Annotated in this window: 13 protein-coding genes; all 13 read right to left on the bottom strand. The window is 41.3% G+C overall.

Annotated elements, in window-relative coordinates:
* Positions 1–115 precede the first annotated feature (115 nt).
* A complete protein-coding gene (locus DB729_RS04640) occupies positions 116–712 on the bottom strand; it encodes an HAD family hydrolase (protein ID WP_033584516.1) in 597 nt (198 codons plus the stop codon).
* 59 nt (positions 713–771) lie between these two features.
* Entirely contained in the window at positions 772–1,182 is a 411-nt protein-coding gene (locus tag DB729_RS04635; RefSeq protein WP_081730809.1) for a GNAT family N-acetyltransferase, read from the bottom strand.
* 99 nt (positions 1,183–1,281) lie between these two features.
* Complete coding sequence (locus tag DB729_RS04630) at positions 1,282–2,646, bottom strand: amino acid permease (RefSeq protein ID WP_033584514.1); 1,365 nt, start codon at positions 2,644–2,646, stop codon at positions 1,282–1,284.
* Positions 2,647–2,722: 76 nt separating this feature from the next.
* The gene (gene greA, locus DB729_RS04625; RefSeq protein ID WP_000818770.1) at positions 2,723–3,205 is read right to left on the bottom strand and encodes a transcription elongation factor GreA; all 483 of its coding nucleotides are present in this window, start codon (positions 3,203–3,205) and stop codon (positions 2,723–2,725) included.
* 61 nt (positions 3,206–3,266) lie between these two features.
* Complete coding sequence (gene mltG, locus DB729_RS04620; RefSeq protein ID WP_109290134.1) at positions 3,267–5,018, bottom strand: endolytic transglycosylase MltG; 1,752 nt, start codon at positions 5,016–5,018, stop codon at positions 3,267–3,269.
* Between the two features lie 90 nt (positions 5,019–5,108).
* The gene (locus DB729_RS04615; RefSeq protein WP_109290135.1) at positions 5,109–5,597 is read right to left on the bottom strand and encodes a GNAT family N-acetyltransferase; all 489 of its coding nucleotides are present in this window, start codon (positions 5,595–5,597) and stop codon (positions 5,109–5,111) included.
* Positions 5,594–6,061 carry a GNAT family N-acetyltransferase gene (locus tag DB729_RS04610; RefSeq protein WP_084852411.1) on the bottom strand — a complete coding sequence of 156 codons (468 nt, stop codon included), beginning with the start codon at positions 6,059–6,061 and terminating at the stop codon, positions 5,594–5,596. Before DB729_RS04610 ends, DB729_RS04615 begins: the two co-directional genes overlap by 4 nt.
* Before the next feature lie 8 nt (positions 6,062–6,069).
* Positions 6,070–7,404, bottom strand: a complete 1,335-nt coding sequence (gene murC / locus DB729_RS04605; RefSeq protein WP_000048097.1) for a UDP-N-acetylmuramate--L-alanine ligase — start codon at positions 7,402–7,404, stop codon at positions 6,070–6,072.
* Between the two features lie 11 nt (positions 7,405–7,415).
* A complete protein-coding gene (gene zapJ, locus DB729_RS04600; RefSeq protein WP_084853350.1) occupies positions 7,416–8,027 on the bottom strand; it encodes a divisome accessory protein ZapJ in 612 nt (203 codons plus the stop codon).
* Between the two features lie 47 nt (positions 8,028–8,074).
* Positions 8,075–11,170, bottom strand: coding sequence for a pilus expression-regulating Snf2 family helicase (locus tag DB729_RS04595; protein ID WP_109290136.1), 3,096 nt, complete (start codon positions 11,168–11,170; stop codon positions 8,075–8,077).
* A gap of 92 nt (positions 11,171–11,262) precedes the next feature.
* A complete protein-coding gene (locus DB729_RS04590; protein WP_109290137.1) occupies positions 11,263–12,429 on the bottom strand; it encodes a MalY/PatB family protein in 1,167 nt (388 codons plus the stop codon).
* 7 nt (positions 12,430–12,436) lie between these two features.
* Positions 12,437–13,531: a cystathionine gamma-synthase gene (locus DB729_RS04585; RefSeq protein ID WP_109290138.1), complete on the bottom strand. Its 1,095-nt coding sequence runs from the start codon at positions 13,529–13,531 to the stop codon at positions 12,437–12,439.
* Between the two features lie 145 nt (positions 13,532–13,676).
* Positions 13,677–15,635 carry a peptide ABC transporter substrate-binding protein gene (locus tag DB729_RS04580; RefSeq protein ID WP_109290139.1) on the bottom strand — a complete coding sequence of 653 codons (1,959 nt, stop codon included), beginning with the start codon at positions 15,633–15,635 and terminating at the stop codon, positions 13,677–13,679.
* Positions 15,636–15,683: the final 48 nt, after the last annotated feature.

Genomic DNA, 15,683 nt, shown 5'->3' with positions numbered 1-15,683 from the left:
GCTTCTTTTAAAAACATTATACCATATATCTAACTTAATGCAATATATAAATGTCATTTTGTAAGATTTTATTAACAAAAAAACTCTCTACCACAAAAAATAGAGAGTGTTGAGTTCAAATATAGGATTTCAAAATATCGACGACATCACTTCTTTTCTTGACCTGATAGGACTTGATGCCCAATTTCTCAGCTGCTATTGTATTGTCCTCAATATCGTCTAGAAAGACACAATTTGTAGGATCTAGCTGGTATTTATCGAGAATCCCCTTAAACATTGCCAAATCAGGCTTTATAGCTTTTATATCACAGGATAGGACAAAGCCATCTAAAAGTTCTTTTAAGGGAGACAGTTGCTCTTCCAGCAAGTCATAAAATACCTTTGAGGTATTGGACAAGACGAAGATGCGATGCCCCTTTTTCTTTAGTTCTGACAAGACAGGAAAGACTTCCCTATAAATATCAATGTAGCTAGGCCAATTCCAGATAACTTCTTCAACCTTCTTTTGATAGCCCCTTCCAATCATCGACACAAGTTTAAGCACCAACTCTTCTCTCGTCATAGTCCCAAGATCTAATCTTTCCCAAAGCCCCGACTGAAAAATGCTCTTATCTAAAATGAGATAATCTTTCTTCGTATTCGAAACACTTTGTAAAATCTTATCCTTGTTCCATTCTAATAAAACGTTGCCCATATCTAGTATGATATCCATTAGCCCACCTCCATAGTGATGTGAAGATTTCCTCTTTGCTTTATACTTTCATATTCAGCTTACAAATCCTTTTGGTAATAAAATCTTTGCCCTGTGTAGGGATAGTCTTGCAAGGTAAAGACTTCCTTGTAGCCATGCCTTTTATAAAAATCTGGTGCTTGAAACTGGTAAGTATTCACGAAAGCAAACTGACAGTTTCGATTCTTAGCTTCATTTTCAGCTTGCTCCAATAGTTTTGAACCGATTCCCTGTCCTCGCAATTCCTCTTTCACAAACAAATATTCGATTTCCAGCCAATTTCCGAAAGTCTCTGCTACTAAGCCCGCCAAGAGATTGCCCTTTTCATCTTCGACATAAAGGTTCAGTGGCTCACTTATAGCCTCTTCTCTTTTGGAACGATTATAAGCACGAATCAAATCCTCTATTTCTTGCGCTTTATGAGACTCCTTATTTTCCAATCTAACGTGCATCCAAACCTCCTTAGAACTGTTACAGCTTGATTATAATCTTATTTCAATAGACTGTCAAACTAGAAAAAACTCACCAAGCTGAGTTGATGAGTTTATGATTTATTTTCTAAATTTCCACTGGCTATAAATTCCGAAAACAAGAATCCAGATGGCAGAACCAACTGCCCCCATGAAGGTAGACTCTTGTAAAAAGAGGGTTGCAAAGACAAAGATGAAAAAGAGGATGGTTAGGGGATTGAGCAAGCGATACTGAGGCATGAGGTAGCCGTCCGCCATGAAGTCTTGTGACTTGCGGTATTTGAGATGAGCCACCATGATCAAGATATAAATCGCGATGTAAACACCTGATGAAGACGCCGTAATCAAAGCAAAAGCATCGGAAACACCTGGCAAAACGTTGATAAAGGCAGCCAGAGCAATCAAGATTGCTGAAGCAATAATAGCATTTTGTGGAACATTATGGCGAGAGAGAGTATCTGCCTTGATCGCTTTTAAGAATCGATTGGGTGAATCATGAGCAATCTGGTAGAGGTGTCGTCCTGTTGAATAGAGGGTTGAATTAAGAGCCGATGCGGCCGACGTCAAAACGACGAAGTTAATCAGAGCTGCCGCCCACTTGATCCCTGCCAGTTCAAAGACCGTTACAAATGGAGAATCTGAAGAAGCAAGTTCTCTCCAGGGAATAATAGACATAATGGCTAATAGAGCTCCACCATAGAAGAAGACAATTCGGAGAGGAATTTCCTTAACTGCTTTTGGCAAAACCTGACGAGGATTCTTCGTTTCAGAAGTTGTCACTCCGATAAATTCAATCATCAGATAGGCAAAAAATACCATTTGAAAGGCCATAACAAAGTTCATGACTCCATTTGGGAAAAGAGAGAATTGATTGCTGATATTTGCCAGACTTGCAGCACCATATGGTGTTTCAAATCCTGTCAAGACCATAAAGACCCCTGTTGCAATCATAGCTAAAATAGCCACAATCTTAACCATAGCAAACCAAAACTCGACTTCTCCAAAGAGCTTAACCGCAATCAGATTGACCAAGGCCAAAATCGTTAAAAAAACAATCTGAATCAACCAACTAGGCCAAGAAGGAAACCAAAACTGAACATAATGCGAAATCGCAGTGATTTCTGCCATACCGATAAAGACAACAGACAACCAATAAGACCAAACCGAGAAATACCCCCAGCCTTTCCCCAAATGACGGGTGATAAAGTTGATAAAAGTATGTTGTTCTGGATCCTGATATAGCATCTCCCCAACAGCCCTCATCATCAAAAACATAAAGGCTCCTGTAATCATGTAAATCAGGATGATAGAAGGTCCAGTAAGGCTGATAGAACGACCAGCACCTAGGAAAAGTCCTGTTCCGATTGTCCCCGCAATGGCCATCACCTGAACATGGCGATTGGTTAAACCACGCTCCATTTTATTTTTTTTCTTATTTGAACTCATATAGTCTCCTATTTATTCAAAAAATCAAAAAGGAGTTGAGCAAGTCAAGACCTCCACTACTCCATTTTCATTCTATTTAGGCTGTTTTTTCAACCTTTAAAATTTTGACATCGTAACTACCAACAGGTGTCTCAATCGTAACAATATCGCCTGTTTTTTTGCCGATCAAAGCTTGTCCAATCGGACTTTCATTTGATACCTTCCCAGCGAAAGCATCCGCACCTGCAGAACCGACGATGATGTAGACTTCCTCTTCCTCTTCACCGATTTCTTGGATGGTTACTGTCTTACCGATAGCTACCTCATCTTGGGCAACTGCATCGCTATTAACAATTTCAGCATAGCGAATTTTTGTTTCTAGACTTGAAATTTGTCCTTCAACAAAAGCTTGTTCATCCTTAGCTGCTTCGTACTCACTATTTTCTGAAAGATCCCCGTACGAACGAGCAATTTTGATACGCTCTACGACTTCAGGACGACGAACGAGTTTCAATTCTTCTAATTCTTTTTCTAGCTTTTTCTTTTCTTCAAGGGTCATTGGGTAAGTTTTTTCTGCCATTTTTTCAACTTTCTTTTCTATTACTTTTTTAAAACAAAATTATGTGGAAAACCACATAATTTTAGTTTGAACTACTTGATTGTGTTAATTTACTATTGATATGTTCTGCAACGTTTTGGTCATGCTCTTCTTTTGTCGTTGCAAAGTACACTTTACCGTCTTCAACATTGGCTACAAAGTACAAGTACTCACTCTTTGTCTGATTTACACTTGCTTCAATAGCATCGAGGCTTGGACTATCAACTGGGCCGGGCATGAGGCCAAGATGTGTATAAACATTATAAGGTGAATCAATCGTAGTATCAATTGCAGTATCATCAGCCAAGCTAATCTTTTGGCCAAGTTTTCCTTCAGCATACAAGATAGCAATGTTGCTTTGAAGTGGCATACCAAGATTCAAGCGGTTATAGAAGACTCCCGCAATCAATTTACGATCTTCGGTCTTAGCACCTTCTTTTTCGACAAGAGAAGCAATACTGAGCAATTCATTAACTGTCAGATTCTTTTCTTTTATCGTAGTGTAGTACGGTGACATGGCCTTGTCCATAGCTGCTAACATATCATCAATCAAGCTTTCAACTGTGGTGCTGTCTTTGATAGTGTAGGTTGCTGGGAAAAGGTAACCTTCAAGGCGATAACGAACGCCACTGTCTTTTGTTGGAAGACTTCCAAGAAGGTTTGGATACTTGGCTACTAGTTGGGAGATGAAGGTTTCATCTTGAGCTTTTGCCAGAAAAGCATCCGCTGTAAGAGGTTCTTTAAAATCACCTTGGAGTTGACCTACTGTCTGAGCAATTTGCTCTAAAGTATAACCTTCCGGAATAGTTAAGTTTGCAAGCACTGGTTCTTGAGGTTCAGGAGTTCCACCTTTTTGCAATTCTTGAATCAAGTCATCCGTACTCATGCTCTTCTTCAAATTGTAATAACCTGACTTCAAGTCTGAACCCTTATACTTAGCATAAATACTAAAGATAAGTCCATGTTTGACCAAACCAGATTTTTCCAAAGTGCTCCCAATTTGTTGCACATTTGATCCTTCGGGAATTTGAACTGTCATATACTCCTTAGAGCTCGCATCAACAGGTTTCAAAGAGTCTTGAACATAACCGTACCCAAAGTATCCACCAGCAGCCACAAGCACCAAAAGAACTAAAAAGGTTACTAGGAAACCTTTGGCTTTTGATTTTTTCTTTTTCTTAGTTGGTTTTTTACCTTTACGACGACGGTCACGACGTGATTCCTCCGTTAATCTGTCTGAGGATCCAGTTGAAGCTAGCGCTTCAGCTTTATTCTCAGAAGAAGGAATTGATGTATTGGCCTCTTCTGTCTTATAAGTCACATCTATCTTGGTCGGAGTGTCGTTAAATTCTTTTTCTTCAGGTTCAAGTTCAACTGGTTCCACCTTAGGTTGAACGGACTCCACTACAGATTCTTCAGCTGGATAAATCGGTTCTACTAGAGGTTCTTCAGATTCTACAACTTCTATCTTGTCAATGACAGGCTGTCTAATCTCTTTCTCTTCTTTTTCATCCGTTTTATCAGCTTCAGCACTCGAAAGTGGAGGAACACTTGGCGCATTCTTTAGAATTTTATCGACAACAGATAGGGAATCAGCCATCAACTCTTCTGTTGAAGCATCAGATTCAGGATTTGCAGGAGTTACTGAACTAGCTTGAGATGATGAAGCTATCAGATTTGGAATGTCTACTTCTTTCTCTTTTCTATCTTGTTCTTTTACTCTCTCTAAATCACGTAGAATCTGCTCTTTAAAGCTTAATTTTTCTTCTTCTCTTGATTTTTCAGTCAAAAGCATTACCTCCTTGTTGACAATCCATAATATTATATCTTAAAAGTTACAGAAAAGCAACAAAACATCCCTTTCTATAGCTATGATTCTCATTTTTTAAGGTTGCCAAACCATATCATACCAACTTTCACCCGCAAAGCTTGACTGGGATATTCCCTCATTAACAAAGCCATTTTTTTCATAATAAGGGATGAGATAGTCATGACAGGTCAAATTGATACCTTCTCGTTCATGTTCTAAAGCAACTTCTTTCAGAGCCCCTAACAGTCTTTTCCCCACGCCCAAGGCTTGTGCCTCCTTAGCTATGGAGAGACAGGTCACAGAGATATAGCCTCCAGGTCGATGGCTATAGTCTTTTATATCTTCTGTAAAGGACTGATCTTGTAGATGACGATATGGGACGACTGGGCCTTCGATATACCCAAGGATACGTCCCTCCTTTTCAGCTACGAGAAAACTGGTCTGAATTTCACGTAAGTGCGCCTCAAAGACCGAACGAGGAATCGCTTCTTCAAGGGAGAAATTCTCCAGCTCTATCTCTAAAATTTGATCTAAATCCGAAAATCTTGCTTGTCTGATTTTCATACTTCCTCCTGATAAAAAGGATTGGCCCAAATCAGATTCCATCCCGAAAATCTTGCGCATGAAGCTTCTGGCACTTCTTCCTCAACAAAGTCATTCATCTCAAAATAAGAGAGCAAGTCATCAGGACAAGTCAAGCGAAGATACTCATACCCTCCTTCTACCGCCACTTGTTTCAAGCTAGCAAGAAGAAGGGTCCCCAAGCCTTGCCCGCGATGGTCAGGATGAATAGCAAATGATCTTATTTCTATCCATGTGGGATGAAGAGACTGAGACTCTCCTAAAACATAGCCTACGAGCTGGTTTTCATCTCTAGCTACAAGAAAGGTATCCGTAAGATTACGGATACTCTCTTCTAAAAACTCGTAGCTCACTATTTCTTCTGAGGATAAACAAGATTCTTCAATTGCTACAATTTCTTCTAAATCCGATAAAGTAGCCCGTCCTATGGTGATTGGAATTTCCATTCTTTTTCTTATTGGACGTTACTTGTCAAATTAGACAAAAGACGTTCAAATGAGTACTCATAGGTTTGGATATCTCCTGCTCCCATAAAGACATAGACTGCATTATCATGCTCAAGGAGTGGTGATACATTTTCAACTGTGATGACTTGGCTTTTCTTCTTAATTTTATCTGCTAGGTCTTCTACCTTGACGTCACCATGGTCCACCTCACGGGCTGATCCATAGATTTTCGCCAAATAAACAGCATCTGCCTGGCTCAAAGCTTTAGCAAAGTCGTCTAATAGGGCAATGGTTCTAGTGAAAGTGTGTGGTTGGAAGATTGCAACAATTTCCTTGCTTGGGTATTTCTGACGAGCCGCATCTAAGGTCGCAATGATTTCCGTTGGATGGTGGGCGAAATCATCAATAATAATGGTACCATTGACAACCTTTTCAGTGAAACGACGCTTGACACCAGCAAATGTTTTCAAGTGTTCACGTACCAAGTTCAAGTCAAACCCTGCTGTATAAAGTAAACCAATAACGGCTGTCGCATTCATGATATTGTGACGACCAAAGGTTGGAATGTGGAATTGACCCAACTCTTGTCCGCGGAAATGAACTGTGAAGGTCGAACCAGTTGTAGAACGTAGAAGGTCGCTAGCTACAAAGTCATTTCCCTCAGCATCAAAGCCATAGTAATAGATTGGCGCATTGGCTGTAATCTTACGCAACTCAGCATCCTCACCGTAGACGAATAAACCTTTGGTAATTTGTTTAGCATAGTCATTAAAGGCATTGAATACATCCTCTAGACTCGTAAAGTAGTCTGGATGGTCAAAGTCAATATTGGTGATAATAGAGTATTCTGGGTGGTAAGGCATGAAATGACGCTCATATTCGTCAGATTCAAAAACAAAATACTTAGCATTTTCAGAACCTCGACCCGTTCCATCCCCAATCAAGAAGCTAGTGTCTGTGATGTGAGACAAAACGTGAGACAGCATCCCAGTCGTTGATGTCTTTCCATGCGCTCCTGCAACCCCCATGCTGACAAAGTCACGCATAAAGCTACCTAGGAATTCATGGTAACGTTTGTAGCTGATACCATTTTTGTCGGCATAGGCGATTTCAACATTGTTATCTGGACGAAAGGCATTTCCAGCAATAATTTCAAGATCCCCTTGCAGGTTCTTTTCATCAAAAGGAAGAATCGTAATTCCTGCCTGCTCTAGTCCACGTTGAGTAAAGTAGTATTTTTCAACGTCTGAACCTTGAACCTTGTGTCCCATTTGATGCAACATCAAGGCTAGGGCACTCATCCCTGATCCCTTGATTCCAATAAAATGATATGTTTTTGACATGCTTTTCTCCCTTACTCAGTAATTCTTGTCAGATTCAACTCTTGGGCAACCTGACGTTCCTGTTCTGTTTGCTTATTCTTTTTATTATAGATTTGACTCTTCTTTAGAAAATCATAGTTGTTCTTTTTAGCTTTTTCCATTTGGGTTTTCGGAGTTGGATTCGCCACTTGGCCAACCTCCTCAGCTAAGATATAGTGTGACTGACTCAAGTTTCTGCTAAACTTGGCAAACTCACCTGGATTTTCCTTTTGAAATGGTGCTGTTGGTTGGTTTCCTTGACGAACAAGTGTTGAACCATTGTGTCGTCTAGTATGACTAACATCCTGAGTCAAATACTTGGCCGAACGTTTCTTCTTCAGATCCGCACGCGCCTCTTCTCGAGCCAATTCAGCATACGTTTTTTCAACTTTTTTAGGTTCTGGGCCTGGTTTTGGCTCCTTGCTAGCTACCGAAGGAGTTACAGCCTGTTCCTCATTGATAGGAGACCATTCCAAATAGTTCTTATCGCGGTAATCACCCTTGATATTGCTAATAAAGTCTGACTCATCGTACAAGTCCATGACTGGCATTTTAGTCAGCATGATCTCATCATCTGACACCAGTGGAAATCGATCTTGTTTCATTTTGTATTTCCTTTCAACACTTCATTATAGCGTATTGTCTTGATTTTTCAAGTGCTGGCTTCAGAAATCCCTAAAATTTCTCGAATTTCTGCCAGACTAAGACTCGCACGCGATTCCGTTCCATCCAAAACTTGGGAAACCAGGTGTTTCTTCTGTTCTTGGAGTTCTTGAATCTTTTCTTCAATGGTTCCTCTAGTAATCAAACGGTAAACCTCTACCTTCCGCTCCTGTCCCATTCGGTGAGCTCGTCCGATAGCCTGAGCCTCGACAGCAGGATTCCACCAGAGGTCCACTAGGATGACGGTGTCAGCTCCTGTCAGATTGAGACCGACACCACCCGCCTTAAGAGAGATGAGAAAGATATCCCTTTCCCCTTGATTAAATATTTTAGTCATTTCTTGCCGGTCTTGAGCAGGAGTTGAGCCCGTAATTTTGAAGGAGGTCAAACCCAAGTCTGGGAGTTCTTGCTCGATTTTTTCCAACATTCCTTTAAATTGAGAGAAAATCAAGACCCGATGCCCACCATCAGCCACTTGTAGCAATAAATCTCGGAGACTATCCAATTTACCACTAGCTCCTTGGTAATCGTCCATGAAGAGAGCTGGCGTATCGCAGATCTGGCGCAAACGCATGAGTCCAGATAAGATTTCTACCCGACTTCTCTGGAATTCTTGATCTGTCACTTGCGCTAGGCGGTCTCGCATCTGTTGCAACTGGGCGAGATAGATGGCCTTCTGCTGGTCTTCCAGTTCATTTTTATAGACAACTTCGATCAGATCAGGCAGTTCTGTAAGGACTTCTTCTTTCTTACGCCTCATGACAAAGGGCTTGATAAACTGCGCGACCCGGTCAGCCGGTAATTTCATAAACTCCTTTTTACTTGGCAAGAGCCCCGGAAGCACAATTTGAAAGATAGCCCACAACTCTCCTAAATGGTTTTCGATGGGCGTACCTGACAAAGCAAAGACCGACGGCACCACAAACTGGCGCAAACTCTGAGCAATCTTGGTCTGGGCATTTTTCATGACCTGGGCTTCATCTAAGAAGAGAAAATCAAAAGCTATCTCTTGATAAAGCTCGCTGTCTTGACGAAAGGTGGCATAGCTAGTCACATAGATTTGGTGATTTTCAGAAAGAATTGCTTCTCGATTCGCTTTCAAACCATGAACGACAGCCAAATCCAACTGTGGTGCAAATTTCCTGAATTCATCTGCCCAATTGTAGATTAAACCTGACGGCGCTAAAATCAAGACCCGACTGTCTTCTGTCACCTGACTGGTCAAAAAAGCGATGGTTTGCAATGTTTTTCCCAGTCCCATATCATCTGCCAGAATGCCACCAAAGCCATAGTGATGAAGCATCTGGAGCCAACGGACTCCCTTTTCCTGATAGTCTCTCAAACTCGCCTGCACCCGTATATCTCCCAAAGGAAAATCCTCTGGATGGGTCAAATCATGAGCTAAATGCTGAAATTCTTCCGAGAAGGAGATCCTGTCTCGACCTTCAAAAAGCTGAGAAAGACTATAAGCTAGAGATTTTCGCGCTTGGAAAGAACCATCTTTTAGCTCAACCCCCAGTTCCTGCAAATTTTGACGAATCTGCTTGGTTTCCTCATCAAAAAAGTACACTTGGTCAGAAGAACTGATATAGAAATCCTGATTGCTGGTCAGGGCTTTAAGAGCTTGATCAATCTCTTCTTGGGCAATCTCTTGGAAATCAAACTGAATCTCCAACAGTCCTCCCTTGGACTCAATCTGAACCTGAGGAGCTTGGACGCTGTAGAGCTGATTGATTTCATCAGATAAGAAGACCTGACCCAACTTATCAAAAGCTGGAATCGTATGGTGAAAGAAAGAATAAACTGCCTCTGACTTCAAAGCCTGTCTCCAAGACTGAAAATCAGCCTCAAAACCAGCCCCTAAACAGACTTGAAATAGCTGATTTTCCAAGACGGCATCGCTTGAAAATGGTAATTGTTCCAGCTGTTGACGACTAGTTACCTTAACATCTCCATAGTCAAACTGGATATCCAAACGGATGCGGCCGTCATCCTCCCTATCAAAGTAAAAGATTGGTGAAAAGGGTCTGATTTGTAAGCGCTCAGGAGCAGAAACTGTTCCTAGCTGTCCAAACAAAGGCAGACAGGCGGCTAGGCGGTCACGATCACTATTGTCAAACTGGAGGCATTTTCTCCCTCTTTCCTCCTGAGAAAGCTCCTTGATTTCCTTTAGGAGGCTGATTTGTTTAGGGTTTAAGAGATAAAGATTCCCCTTACGAAAGAGAACTGCCCCTCCATAGAATACGTTAACTCGCTCACTTTCAGAAATCTCCATCTCAAAATAATCGGGATACTCCTGCACGGAAAAAGAGAAAAGGTTTGCTTCTGGATCTAAATCATGAAAGAGAAGATTTTCATAACTAGTAATCTGGTGTTCGAAATGAAAATCTTCCAAGTTCATCAATAACCCCACTCCCTGCTCAAAAAAGGTCAGAGGGAAAAAGAGGTGACGACCTTGATTGGGGAAAAAGAGCTCTTGACTCAGTCCCTCCTCAATCAAGCCACATAAAAAAGTAAGAACTTCCTGACTAGCTGTATCAAAAGCATCCCAAGACAAGTCATTTTCATAGTGTTTCCCAATCATATATGGCTTTCGATGGACCAAGACCTTCAAAAAGAGAGGGATGTCACGAATGACATAATATTTTTGACTATCAACTAAACCGATTCGAAGAGTCCAAAGGAGGCGATTGGTTCCAGCTTCTACCTGGCCTTGAGACGACAAAGTGTAGATTTTTTCTCGCTTCTGAGGTTGGATCCGCTCCAAAAAACTACCACCAAAACTAACCTTGGTTTCGACCTCTTCTTGCTCTTCATGTCCTTTTTCTAAGGCTCGTAAAATCACCTGGCCTTCTTCATCATTCTTCAGATAATGCTCGAGCGCTGCGAGGTGAACACAGTAACCTCTTTTTTGGAAAAAATCGCAAGCACAAAAAACCAGATCATCCTCTAAACTGTAGCGCAAGTCTTCTCCCGCCACACGAGTATAGAGGCGATTCCCTTTTTCCTTGATAATCTCAATGTTGCCTGTTTCATAGAGTGTAACCCCCTCCATGCGCAACTTTCCCGGAATCAATTTAGCCATAGTTACCCCTTTATCTTATCTTTTTATTATACCACATTTTCCCCTACGAAAATAGCCTTCTAGGAAGACTTTCCTCCTAGAAGGCTCGATTTTTAAAGTGTAGCAAAAGTGGTCACGATGCGTTGGCAAACCTCTTCCAGTACGGACTTCGGCATAGCCACATTGAGGCGGGCATGAAGAGTTCCCTCCTCTCCAAAGTCCAAACCTCGATTCAAGATAACCTTGGCTTCATTCTTCAAAAGCTCTTGCAAGCGGTCATCCGTTAGGTCATAGGCTGAAAAATCAAGCCAGATCAAGTAGGTACCTTGCGGTTTCATGACCTTAATCTTGGTTTCGTTGCCCAAAAAATCCACTACATAGTTAATGTGGTCCTCGATGACTTCTTTTAAGTCTCCTAACCAGTCCTTACCATAACGGTAGGCAGCTTCTGTCGCCAAATAGCCCAAGCCTGAGATTTCATGTTGGTTATTGGCCAACTGACGTTTTTGGAAAGCAACTCGAAGCTTGGGATTTTCAATAACTGCATAGGAATTTTTGGTCCCAGCAATATTAAAGGTCTTAGTGGCACTGCTCAAGATAAGGGCAAAGTCTTTAAAAGCAGGATCAATGGTATTAAATGACTGGTGTTTGTGACCAAAGAGAGCCAAATCTTGGTGAATCTCATCTGAAACCAACAAAACACCGTGTTTTTGGCAGAGATGCCCAATCTTTTCTAACACTTCCTTTTCCCAAACACGTCCACCAGGATTGTGGGGATTGCAAAGGATATAAAGCTTCACATCCTCTTCCACCAATTCCTTCTCCAACTGGTCAAAGTCAATCTCAAACAGCCCATCCTTTTCCACCAAAGAATTGGTAATCAATCTGCGATTGTTCAGTTTGACACTGCGGGCAAAAGGTGGATAGACCGGTGTGTTAATCAGAACCGCCTCTCCTTCTTTTGTAAAGGCTTGAATAGCTGTTGAGATAGCTGGTACCACTCCCTCTATAAAGACGAGGGCATCCTTGTCAAAGTGATAGCCGTGTTGTGTGGCTTCCCAGTCCTGAACCGATTCAATCAAAGCATCGCTAGCATAGGTATAGCCATAGACCAACTGATCTGCGTAGGCTTGTACAGCTTGTCGAACTTCAGGCAAAACCACAAAGTCCATATCTGCTATCCAAGCTGGTAGAACTTCTCGATCATCTTCCGCTTCTTTCCATTTATAAGTATGATGTCCAAAACGATTGGGCAGACTTGTAAAATCATATTTTTCCATATCTGTCTTATCCTTCCAAAGCTTGTCGCAAGTCCGCAATCAAATCTCTGGCATCCTCAATCCCAATTGACAAGCGCAAGAGGTCATCTGTTAAGCCATAGGAATGGCGCACTTCTGCCGGAATATCCGCATGGGTTTGCGTCATCGGATAGGTAATCAGACTCTCTACCCCACCCAAACTTTCCGCAAATGAGAAGAGCTTGAGGCTATTTAAAATACGAGGAATACGTTTTTCATCCACTACTTTAAAGGAAATCATACCCCCACGTCCTGTATAGAGCACTTCCTTGACAGCAGGTGAATCCTTCAAAAAAGCAACCACTTCTTGGGCATTGGCTGTAGAACGCTCCATACGAAGAGGTAGAGTTTTAAGGCCACGAATCAACTGATAACTATCAAACGGTGACAAGACTGCACCTGTCGTATTCAAATTGTAGAACAGTTGCTCATATAGTTCTAAACTATTAGTCACAACCACCCCAGCTAAGACATCATTGTGCCCTGCTAGATACTTGGTTGCTGAATGAAGAACGATATCCGCACCATCTTCAATCGGACGTTGGTAAATCGGACTGTAGAAGGTATTGTCCACCACTACCTTGGCACCCTTGGCATGAGCTAGTTTGGCTAGTTTGGCAATATCAAATTCCAACATCAAGGGATTAGTTGGTGTTTCAATATAGAGAACATCCACATCTTTCTCTAACTCAGCAATCAACTCTTCTTCTGTATTGGCATAGGTAAAACGGAAACGACCTTCCTGTTCCACTTGGTTGAACCAACGGAAAGAACCACCATAAAGGTCTCGCACTGCCAAGACTTTACTTCCTACTGGAAAAACACTAAAGGCCAGTACAATCGCAGCCATTCCTGAGCTCGTCGCTAGGGCATAGTCCGCTGATTCAATAGCCGCCAAAACCTCCTCCGCCTTACTGCGAGTTGGGTTTTTAGTCCGAGTATAGTCAAATCCCGTAGACTGACCGAACTCCGGATGCTGATAAGTGGTTGAAAAATGAAGCGGTGTTACCAAGGCACCTGTTGCCTTATCTGACTTGATTCCCGCCTGGGCCAAAATTGTGTTGATGTGTAGTTCTTTGCTCATACAATACCTCCAAATCTATAGTAACTATTGTACCACTTATTTTCACTAACTCATTTTCTTGTTTTCAAGAGCTAGCTATAGTTTCAAACTATATAAAAACGATAGTTCCTTAAGAAACTATCGTTTTTCCTGTTGAATAGACTGGTTATTTAACGTGTTTTGCCAGTTCTTCTTGCGCTTTTTTATTTGATTCTTCTTTTTCTTTCTGCCATTTTTCTTTAGCTTTTTCATACTCATCAGCCGTTACAGTCTTATCTTGTAACTTGAGATACTTGTATGATTCGACACCCTTATTTCCAGCTTGTGAGAATGGTGATGAGAATGGAACTGTCTTTCTCAAGGTCGGTGTTCCACCCTGAGAAACGTTTGGAATAGCAAGGGCGCTATCAACGAGCCAAGCTTGAATTTCAGCATATTTTTCATAACGTTTTGCTGGTTCTTGCTCTTTATTAGCTTCTTCCAACATTTGAGTGTAGGTATCCAGACCAACCGCCTTAGCCTTGTCATTGACCTCACCTGGTTCTAGACCAATGTTTTGCAACATACCACCGTTATTGACATTTAAGATATCAAGATAGCTTGATGGATCCAAGTAGTCCGCACTCCAACCGCCATTATAGATATCAAAGTCTTTTTGAGCTGCAGTTTGAGCTAGGTAGCTAGAGTTGTCAAAGTCATCTGTTGATAGCTGTTGGATATCGATAACCACATTCTCAGCTCCTAGAACAGATTCGATGGATTGTTTCAAAGAACTTGCTTCAAGTACACCTTTTTTAGCTGATTGGTCAACTGTTACATCCAAGTGGATTGGAAATTGCACACCCTTAGCTTCCAATTCTTTCTTAGCTTCTGCAAATTTAGCCTTGGCCTTATCAGGATTGTAGTATGGATCTTGCGCATCTGCAAAGTTGATTCCTTGCCATTCTTGGCCATAGTTGACCATCTTTTCTGAAACAACATCGCCAAAGTCTTTTCCGTTGATACTTACAAATGTTGGAGGTACAACCAAGTTACGAATAATCTTTGTCGCTCCGTCCTCCCCTTGAGATTGTGCTCCATAGGCTGTACGGTTATAAGCATAGTTGAAGGCTTGACGGAAGTTTTTATTCAGAACTGCTTCTTGGGTTGATTTCTTTTCGATATCTGATGTTTTAGACGTGAAGTTATAAGACTTTCTGTCCAAGTTGAAGTTCAAGTAATAAGAAGTTGCGTTTTGCATACTATAGATGATGTTATCCTTGTTCTTCTCTTTAATACCTTCAAAGCTTGAGCTATTTGGGTAGAGACGCGCGTAGCTGTATACTCCTTCTACAAAGTTACGTGCTAGTGCATCTTGGTCACTACCATCATAATAGGCCAATTTCACATCATCCACAAAGACATTTTTTTCATCCCAGTAATTTGGATTTTTCTTGTATTCGATAACAGATTTTGAAACAAACGATTTCATCAAGAAAGGTCCATTGTACAAAATACTAGAAGGGTCTACCTTACCAAAGTCATCCCCTTTTGATTTTAAGAAATCTGCATTGACAGGGAAGAGAATGGTTGAAGTTGTTTTAGAATTCCAATAAGATTCTGGACGTGTCAAAGTGTACTGAACTGTTTGGTCGTCAATCGCCTTAACACCGACAGTTGAAAAGTCAGTTGTTTTCCCGTTGATATAGTCATCCAAACCTGCTACAGAGTCTTGAACAAGGTACAAGGCTTCGGATTTTTTATCAGCAGCATATTTCAAACCTGTCACAAAGTCTCGTGCCGTTACAGGGGCATATTCTTCACCCTCATAAGTATACCATTTTGCATCCTTACGCAATTTGTAAGTATAGGTCAAACCGTCCTGAGAAACAGTCCAATCCTCTGCCAATGATGGAACATAGTTACCGTATTGGTCATTTTCCATCAACCCATCCACCAAATTGGTCACGATGTCATTGGTTGTTGCACGGTTTTCTGCAAGATAGTTCAAACTAGATGGATCGCTCGAATAAACATAGTTATATGTTTTAGTAGCGCTACTTGAATTTCCACATGCGCTCAGTAAGATACCTGCGCTTAACACGACACTTGCAAGTGTCAGATACTTGGCCTTAGACTTTTTCATTTCCAGAACCTCCTGTTTAAAAGTTTTGTCTTATTATACAGCTTTGGT

It is taken from the genome of Streptococcus halitosis (assembly GCF_003143695.2).
Taxonomy (GTDB): Bacteria; Bacillota; Bacilli; order Lactobacillales; family Streptococcaceae; genus Streptococcus; species Streptococcus halitosis.
This window is presented reverse-complemented; position numbering and strand designations above follow the sequence as displayed.

Excerpts from the sequence above, each read along its gene's own strand:
- DB729_RS04635 (WP_081730809.1), bottom strand. The coding sequence starts at position 1,182 with ATGCACGTTAGATTGGAAAATAAGGAGTCTCATAAAGCGCAAGAAATA.
- DB729_RS04640 (WP_033584516.1), bottom strand. The coding sequence starts at position 712 with ATGGATATCATACTAGATATGGGCAACGTTTTATTAGAATGGAACAAG.
- DB729_RS04590 (WP_109290137.1), bottom strand. The coding sequence starts at position 12,429 with ATGGAAAAATATGATTTTACAAGTCTGCCCAATCGTTTTGGACATCAT.
- zapJ (WP_084853350.1), bottom strand. The coding sequence starts at position 8,027 with ATGAAACAAGATCGATTTCCACTGGTGTCAGATGATGAGATCATGCTG.
- mltG (WP_109290134.1), bottom strand. The coding sequence starts at position 5,018 with ATGCTTTTGACTGAAAAATCAAGAGAAGAAGAAAAATTAAGCTTTAAA.
- murC (WP_000048097.1), bottom strand. The coding sequence starts at position 7,404 with ATGTCAAAAACATATCATTTTATTGGAATCAAGGGATCAGGGATGAGT.
- DB729_RS04580 (WP_109290139.1), bottom strand. The coding sequence starts at position 15,635 with ATGAAAAAGTCTAAGGCCAAGTATCTGACACTTGCAAGTGTCGTGTTA.
- greA (WP_000818770.1), bottom strand. The coding sequence starts at position 3,205 with ATGGCAGAAAAAACTTACCCAATGACCCTTGAAGAAAAGAAAAAGCTA.
- DB729_RS04595 (WP_109290136.1), bottom strand. The coding sequence starts at position 11,170 with ATGGCTAAATTGATTCCGGGAAAGTTGCGCATGGAGGGGGTTACACTC.
- DB729_RS04610 (WP_084852411.1), bottom strand. The coding sequence starts at position 6,061 with ATGGAAATTCCAATCACCATAGGACGGGCTACTTTATCGGATTTAGAA.
- DB729_RS04615 (WP_109290135.1), bottom strand. The coding sequence starts at position 5,597 with ATGAAAATCAGACAAGCAAGATTTTCGGATTTAGATCAAATTTTAGAG.
- DB729_RS04630 (WP_033584514.1), bottom strand. The coding sequence starts at position 2,646 with ATGAGTTCAAATAAGAAAAAAAATAAAATGGAGCGTGGTTTAACCAAT.
- DB729_RS04585 (WP_109290138.1), bottom strand. The coding sequence starts at position 13,531 with ATGAGCAAAGAACTACACATCAACACAATTTTGGCCCAGGCGGGAATC.